This is a genomic window from Stenotrophomonas maltophilia group sp. Smal32 (assembly GCF_030237085.1).
GTDB lineage: Bacteria > Pseudomonadota > Gammaproteobacteria > Xanthomonadales > Xanthomonadaceae > Stenotrophomonas > Stenotrophomonas maltophilia_Q.
Genome location: NZ_JASJSI010000147.1, coordinates 1 through 6,650, shown reverse-complemented (window position 1 = coordinate 6,650; position 6,650 = coordinate 1). Strand labels below are relative to the sequence as shown.

Annotated in this window: 7 protein-coding genes; 1 reads left to right on the top strand and 6 read right to left on the bottom strand. The window is 68.3% G+C overall.

What is annotated here, in order from left to right:
* Positions 1 to 295 precede the first annotated feature (295 nt).
* The 3 genes from QRO91_RS20795 to oleC form a co-directional block, all read right to left on the bottom strand.
* Positions 296 to 451 carry a DUF1328 domain-containing protein gene (locus QRO91_RS20795; RefSeq protein WP_049429804.1) on the bottom strand — a complete coding sequence of 52 codons (156 nt, stop codon included), beginning with the start codon at positions 449 to 451 and terminating at the stop codon, positions 296 to 298.
* A gap of 82 nt (positions 452 to 533) precedes the next feature.
* Positions 534 to 1,526, bottom strand: a complete 993-nt coding sequence (gene oleD / locus QRO91_RS20790) for a 2-alkyl-3-oxoalkanoate reductase (RefSeq protein ID WP_049429805.1) — start codon at positions 1,524 to 1,526, stop codon at positions 534 to 536.
* Positions 1,523 to 3,181, bottom strand: a complete 1,659-nt coding sequence (gene oleC, locus QRO91_RS20785; protein ID WP_049429806.1) for an olefin beta-lactone synthetase — start codon at positions 3,179 to 3,181, stop codon at positions 1,523 to 1,525. The genes oleD and oleC overlap by 4 nt, the downstream gene beginning before the upstream one ends.
* 104 nt (positions 3,182 to 3,285) lie before the next feature.
* Between oleC and QRO91_RS20780 the strand changes: the two genes are divergently transcribed.
* Positions 3,286 to 3,717 carry a YkgJ family cysteine cluster protein gene (locus QRO91_RS20780; RefSeq protein WP_029380125.1) on the top strand — a complete coding sequence of 144 codons (432 nt, stop codon included), beginning with the start codon at positions 3,286 to 3,288 and terminating at the stop codon, positions 3,715 to 3,717.
* Positions 3,718 to 3,862: 145 nt separating this feature from the next.
* Here QRO91_RS20780 and QRO91_RS20775 read toward each other — a convergent pair whose 3' ends face one another.
* The 3 genes from QRO91_RS20775 to QRO91_RS20765 all read right to left on the bottom strand — a co-directional run bounded on the left by QRO91_RS20775 (position 3,863) and on the right by QRO91_RS20765 (position 6,332).
* Entirely contained in the window at positions 3,863 to 4,753 is an 891-nt protein-coding gene (locus QRO91_RS20775) for an alpha/beta fold hydrolase (protein ID WP_049429807.1), read from the bottom strand.
* A 141-nt stretch (positions 4,754 to 4,894) separates the two neighbouring features.
* Entirely contained in the window at positions 4,895 to 5,911 is a 1,017-nt protein-coding gene (locus tag QRO91_RS20770) for a 3-oxoacyl-ACP synthase III (RefSeq protein WP_049429808.1), read from the bottom strand.
* 103 nt (positions 5,912 to 6,014) lie between these two features.
* Complete coding sequence (locus QRO91_RS20765; RefSeq protein ID WP_005407628.1) at positions 6,015 to 6,332, bottom strand: DUF4156 domain-containing protein; 318 nt, start codon at positions 6,330 to 6,332, stop codon at positions 6,015 to 6,017.
* Positions 6,333 to 6,650: the final 318 nt, after the last annotated feature.

Sequence of the window (6,650 nt, the reverse complement as noted above, 5' to 3'; positions counted from 1 at the left end):
AAAAAAAAAAAAATAAAAACCGGCGGGGGGTCAACCCCAAAAAATTATTTTATCCAATCGGGGGGGCCGGCGGGGGGGTGTAAAACACCCGCATGACGGGGGTTTTTTGCGTGGGGGGGGCGCCCCCCGGGGGGCCGGGGGGCGTTGCCCCCCCGCTGTGTTAGGGCCCCCACGGCGCATATTTATCACCGGCCCGCGCGGGGGCCCGAAAAATAGTGGGGGGGGGCCCCCCCCCGGGGCGCCCCCCACCGGAAAGAACAGTGCCGGCCAGCGGCCGATCCTGCCCTGCGGTCTGCTATCCGCGCTTGCGGAACATCGAGATCACCGCCAGCACCAGGAAGATCACGAACAGGATCCAGGCGATGTTGCTGGCAGCACCAGCGATGCCGGAGAAGCCGAGCACGGCGGCGATGATGGCGATGACGAAAAATATGACGGCGTAATGCAGCATGGCGCTCCTCGCAGATGTCCGGGCCGTTGGATGGCGTAGGTCCATCCTCCCGATCTGGCGGTGTGCAACCAGTGATGGCGATCTATGCGGCAGATGAAGCCTTCAGCCTGCGCAGCCCTTCCTCGATGCTGACCTGCGGCACGTAGCCGAAGTCGCGGCGCGCCGGTTCCATGCTGTACCAGTGCGGCGTGCACAGCTGCTCGGCCAGGAAGCGGGTCAACGGCGGTTCGCCGCGCAGGCGCAGCAGCGGCCACAGGCGCTCGCAGATGGCGCCAATGCGATAAGCGGTCTTGAAGCTGATCGCCTTGTCCACCGTCGGTGCACCAACAGCGGCCAGCAACTTGTTGACCAGCTCGCGCATCGGCAGCGGTTCGCCGTTGGAAATGAAGTAGGCCTTGCCCGCACACGCGGCACCCGGCGCCAATGCCTCGAAAGCGAGGAAGTGCGCGAGCGCGGCGTTGTCGATGTAGGTGGTATCGACCTTGTTGTTGCCATCGCCCACCAGGCGCAGCCGGCCCTGCCGTGCACGTTCGGCCAGGCGTGGCACCAGCTGCTGGTCACCCGGGCCCCAGATCAGGCGCGGGCGCAGCGCCACCGTGGCCAGCACGGCGTCATTGGCGGCCAGCACGCGCTGTTCGGCAATCGCCTTGGTCGCCGCATACGGGGCCTGGAAGTCCTCGCCGTACGGCACTTCGTCGGCGCCGAGGCCTTCCACCGGGTGGGTGGCACGGTGCGTCACGCTGGGCGTGGAGGTATAGACCAGCCGGCTGATGCCATGCGCACGGCAGGCGGCGATCACATTGTCGGTGCCGACCACGTTGGCCTGGTGGTAGCTGTCATAGCTGCCCCAGGCGCCGGCCTTGGCACCGTTGTGGAATACCGCGTCGACGCCGGCCACCGCGTGCAGCACCGCCTGCGCATCGGCCAGGTCGCCACGGATCTGGCCCACGCCCATCGCCTGCAGTTCCGGGTAATGGCTGCGGTTGAACGCCAGCACCTGGTGGCCACGCTCGACCAGACCGCGGCACAGCGCCTGGCCAAGGAAACCACCACCACCGGTGACCAGGATCTTCATGCGCGCTTCTCCAGTTCGGCGCTGGCCCAGACGGCGAGCTTCTCGCGGCCGATCTTGGCGTTGTGACGGATATCGACGGGGAATGATGGATGCACCAGGAAGTGCTGCAGGCCGGCCTCGGGCACCCGTGCAGCGGCCTGCGCGCGCAGCGCTTCCTGAAGCGCCGGGCTGTCGGACTGGCCGCGCAGCAGTTCCACGCACAGCACCGGCACCTGCGCACCGGCCACGCCGACGCCGACCAGCGCGGTGCGCGCCACGCCTGCGACGGTGTTGAACACCGGCTCGACCTGTTCGGTGTACAGCGGTCCGCGCGCTGTCTCCACGCGCTGCGTCTTGCGTCCGCAGAACCACAGGCGGCCCTGCGCATCGAAGTAACCGACGTCACCCATGCGATGGACCACGCGCGTGCTGCCATCGGCCAGCGTCTCGCGGATCTTCGCTGCCGCCGTCGCCTGCGGGCGGTTGAAGTAACTGTCGGTGGCGGTCGGCCCGGCCACGGTGATCTCGCCCACCTCGCCGGTGGACAACACGCGCGCCTGCGACCAGTCCGGCAGCGGCGCGTCGTCGATGGCGATGATGCGCACTTCATTTGGTTCAACCACATTGCCCACGCAGGTACCGGCACCGGTCTCGGTGGCGGCGCGCGTACGCTCCAGCTCACGGCCTTCGACCACGGCCACCGGCAGGCACTCGGTGGCGCCATACGGCGTCCAGAACTGCGCGTCGGCCGGCAGCAGGCTACGGATGGTGGCGACCACGTCCGGCGGCACCGGCGCACCCGCCGAGGTCACCCGGGTCACCGTCGGCAGCGGCTGACCATGCTTCGCCAGCACCCGCATCAGCGCCGGCGAGCCGAACAGCTGGGTCACCCCGAAACGCTGGATGGCGTCGTGCAGGCGCGCCGGGTCGGCCTGCGCCGGCCGGGTAGGGTCCATGTCCGGGATGACCGAGGTCAGGCCCAGCGCAGGATCGAACAGGGCGAACGGCGGGAAGGTCGGCAGGTCCACCCCGCCCGCTTCCATGCCGAAGGCGCTGCCCAGCAGCTGGATCTGGCCGACGAAGTGGCGATGGCGGTAGACCACGCCCTTGGGCACGCCGGTGGAGCCGCTGGTGAACAGGATCGCGGCCATGTCCTCGCCGTCAGTGGCGGCCAGCATCGGCCCACCGCTGGCACCTGCGCGCTCCAGCGCGGCCAGCGTGGTCCCGCCCCAGCCGAGGCGGCGGCCGACGGTCACCAGGCGGGTCGCCGACGGTGCCCAGCGCAGCACCAGCCGCGCCACATGCGCCAGCGGAATGCCGATGAAGGCCTCTGGCTGCGCCTCGTCCAGGCACTGCTTCAGCGCGCGCTTGTCGATGCCCGGGTCGACCAGCACCGGCACCGCGCCCAGCTTGAACAGGGCAAACATCAGCAGGAAGAACTCTGGCGACGGCCGCACCATCACCACCGTGCGCACCCCACGGCCGATCCCGTAACCGGTCAGGCCAGCGGCCATGGCGTCGCTGCGGGCGTCCAGCTGTCGGTAGTCCAGGGTCACGTCGTAAGCGGCCATGCCGTTGCCGGCGCCACGGCGGCCAGGGCAGCGGATGGCGATCTGGTCGGGCCGTTCACGCGCCAGTTCAGGCAAGCGGGCGGCAATATTGCAGGGTCGGTTCATCCGTTCATTGTCGCCGCTTACGGAATTTCTTGCGCGGCGGCCCACTTCGTGGAAAATCCGCACCCTCGTTCCTGATTCCGACTGCCGCCCGAGGCGGCTTGCCCATGCAACATCCCTGCATGACCTGCGGCGCCTGCTGCACCCAGTACCGCGTGGCCTTCCACTGGATGGAATCGGACGAGGTCACCCCCGGCGGCGTACCGCACCAGCTGACCGAGGTGCTCGACCCGCATCGCCTGTGCATGCGCGGCACCCATTCCAAGCCAGTGCGCTGCGTGGCGCTGGATGCGCAGATCGGCGTGTATTCACGCTGCACCATCCACCCCAACCGGCCCAGCGTGTGCCGCGAGGTGGATGCATCGTGGGAGTACGGCAAGGCCAGCCCGCAGTGCGACAAGGCGCGCATTGCCTACGGCCTGGATCCGTTGACGCTGGCCGACTGGCGCTGGCGCGATGACGCGGACAATGACGACGACCATCCGGACGACAACGGCAACAGCCCGTCTTCGCCGCCGCAGGCGCCGGTCGCCGCGTGACCGGCGGGGTCGGATCCGTTTCCGGCACGGAAACGGCTCTGACCCCATGTACGACAACGCCGGGCATGGCCCGGCGCTACCGAAGGGTTCCGTCTCAGATGGGGTCAGAGCCCTCTCTGCGAGAGGGATCCGACCCCGCATCCGGTTACAGCGGGTTCTTGTCCAGGAACGCGCGGATCTCCGGCACCAGCACCTCGTGCTTGTCTTCCAGCACGTAATGCCCGGCATCCTCGAAGGCATGCACCTGGGCCCGCGGCAGCGCGGCCTGGAAGCCCTTCAGGAAATGATGGTCGAACACGAAGTCGCGCAGGCCCCAGCCGAGGAAGGCCGGGCGGTCGGCGAACGACGGCAGCGCCTTGCCGGCACGCTCCAGCAGCGACCACGCCTTGTCGGCCGGCGACAGCGGGATGTCCTGCATGAAGCGGATGGTGCTGATGCGGTTGGCGTAGCTGTTGTACGGCGACACATAGGCGCGGCGCACATCGGCCGGCATCTTCCGCTCCACGCCCAGCCACGAGGCACCGGACGAGAAGGCGTTGAAGGTGCGGATGATCCACTCGCCGATCTTCCAGTGGCGCCCCAGCGCGATCTGCCACGGCATCTTCTTCGCCGCCGGCATCGGGAAGGCAGCGGTGTTGAGCACCACCAGGCGCTTCACCTGCTCGTGGTGCGACAGCGCCCATCCGAAGCCGATCATGCCGCCCCAGTCGTGCACGGCCAGGGTCACCGGGCCGGTGATGCCCAGGTGCTTGAGCAGCGCATCAAGATCGTCCACACGCGACTGCAGCGTGTACTCGTAGCGGCTGTCGTCCGGCTTGTCCGACAGGCCCATGCCGATGTGGTCCGGCACGATGCAGCGGTACGTGTCCGACAGGCCTGCCACCAGCGTGCGCCAGTAATAGCTCCACGACGGGTTGCCGTGCACCATCACCACCACCTCGCCGTCGCGCGGGCCTTCGTCGAGATAGTTCATCGACAGGCCGGGGCGGACCTCGAAGCGCTGCGGGTGGGCGGGGTAACCGGGAAGATCGCGCATGCGGAGCACCTTGGAAGAATCGCGGCGCGGTGTAGCGCCGAGCCATGCTCGGCGGCTCTCCGGTCAGGCCGCGGAAGAACCGCGCTGTGCGCGTGAGCCGAGCGTGGGCTCGGCTCTACAGGGAGTCAGGCAGCGGGCTGCTTACCAGACCACTTCAGCCATCGAACAGTTCAGGCCCGAGCCGATGCCCAGAAGCGCGATGCGATCGCCCTTCTTCAGCTTGCCCAGCTGCTTGAGCTTGCTCAGCACGATCGGCACCGAGGCCGGGCCGATGTTGCCGTGCTCGCCGAAGATGGTCATGACCTTCTTCGGGTCGATGCCGAAGTTCTTGATGAACGCGGCGGTGTGCGGCTGGCTGACCTGGTGGATCACGAACTGGTCCAGCTCTTCCACGGCCCAGCCCAGGGCGATCTTGGCGGCGCTGAAGGTCTTCTGCGCCAGCTTGATGCCTTCGATCAGCAACAGGCGGGTGTCGGTGACCATGCGGTCCAGGTTGCCCAGGCACAGCTGGTTCCACTCGGTGGCCGAACGGGTCACGCCGCCCTTGTAGCGCGGCGCGTCCGGCACCAGCTCCGAGCGCGCCATCACCATCGCCGCGGCACCCGAACCGGTGGTCAGCGCGGCCAGTTCGTTGCGGAAGTCGTCGGCGGTGACGTCCGGGGCGGTCATGCGCTCCAGGGTCTTCTCGTACACCAGGTTGGCGGTCTCACCGTCCACCACCAACGCGTAGTCGATATCACCGCGCTCGATCATGCGCGCGGCGATATCCATGCCGTTGATGAAGGCCAGGCAGGCATTGGCGACGTCGAAGGTCATGCACTCGTCGCTGACGCCGAGGTTGCCCGACACGATGGAAGCGGTGGACGGTTCCAGGTAGTCGCGGCTGACCGAGGTATTGACCAGCAGGCCGACCTGCGTCGCATTGATGCCTGCGTCTTCCAGCGCCTTGCGGCCCGCCATGGTGGCAGCGTCGGACGCCAGCACGCCGTTATCCCACAGGCGGCGGGCGTGGATGCCGGCGATGTCGCCGAGCACGTCGGTGCGGATACCCAGGCGGTCCAACGTCGGCTGCAGCCGCTCGTTGATTTCCTTGGTCGTCAGCGTGTGCGGCGCGTCGACGTGTGCCAGGCCGGCGATCGAGACATTCTTGAAGAGCATCGAGGTTAGCGCCAAGGCTCAGGCAAAAGGGGGCGCTATTCTATAACCCCCGGGGCCTTCACCGCATCTTTACGAATTCAGCCTTGCCCGTATGGTGAAGCGTTCAGCGCGGCGGGCACTGGAACGCAGCAAAGCGCTGGCTGCCATCGGCGGGGGCCGCGGCGGCCTGCACGGCATTGGCGCCGGCACTCGGAGCCTCGTTGCGGGCCAAGGTTTCCAGCTCTTCCTGCACGCGCAGCGGGTTGCGGTTGTAGAAACCGACCTTGCTCTTCACGGTCACCACCACCTCGCCCTTGGCAATGCAGCCGGCCGGAACCGGGCCTGCCGGCAGCACGCGGGTCGCCTTGCCGGCCGGTTCGATCGGCACCCAGGTACAGGCGGTGACGGTGAGCAGCAGGGAGGAAAGCAGCAGAACGCGCATGGGCAGATCCTGGAAGGGTATGGGGGGATTCTGCCTGAACAGCCTGAATCGGGGGTAGCCGGGGCGGAGCCCAGGTAGCGGCGGGGGCGGGCCCCGGCCCGCCCCCCCCCGCCCCCGGGGGCGCGGGGCCGGCCCCCCCGCCCCCCCCCCCCCCCCCCCCCCCCCCCGCCATTTAAAAAAAAACCCCCCCCCCACACCCCCCCAAACTAGGATTGCGCGTTTTGCTTGTTTATAAACTCGCGGGGGGGGGGGGGGGGGGGGGGGGGGGGGGGGGGGGGGGGGGGGGGGGGGGGGGGGGGGGGGGGGGGGGGGGGGGGG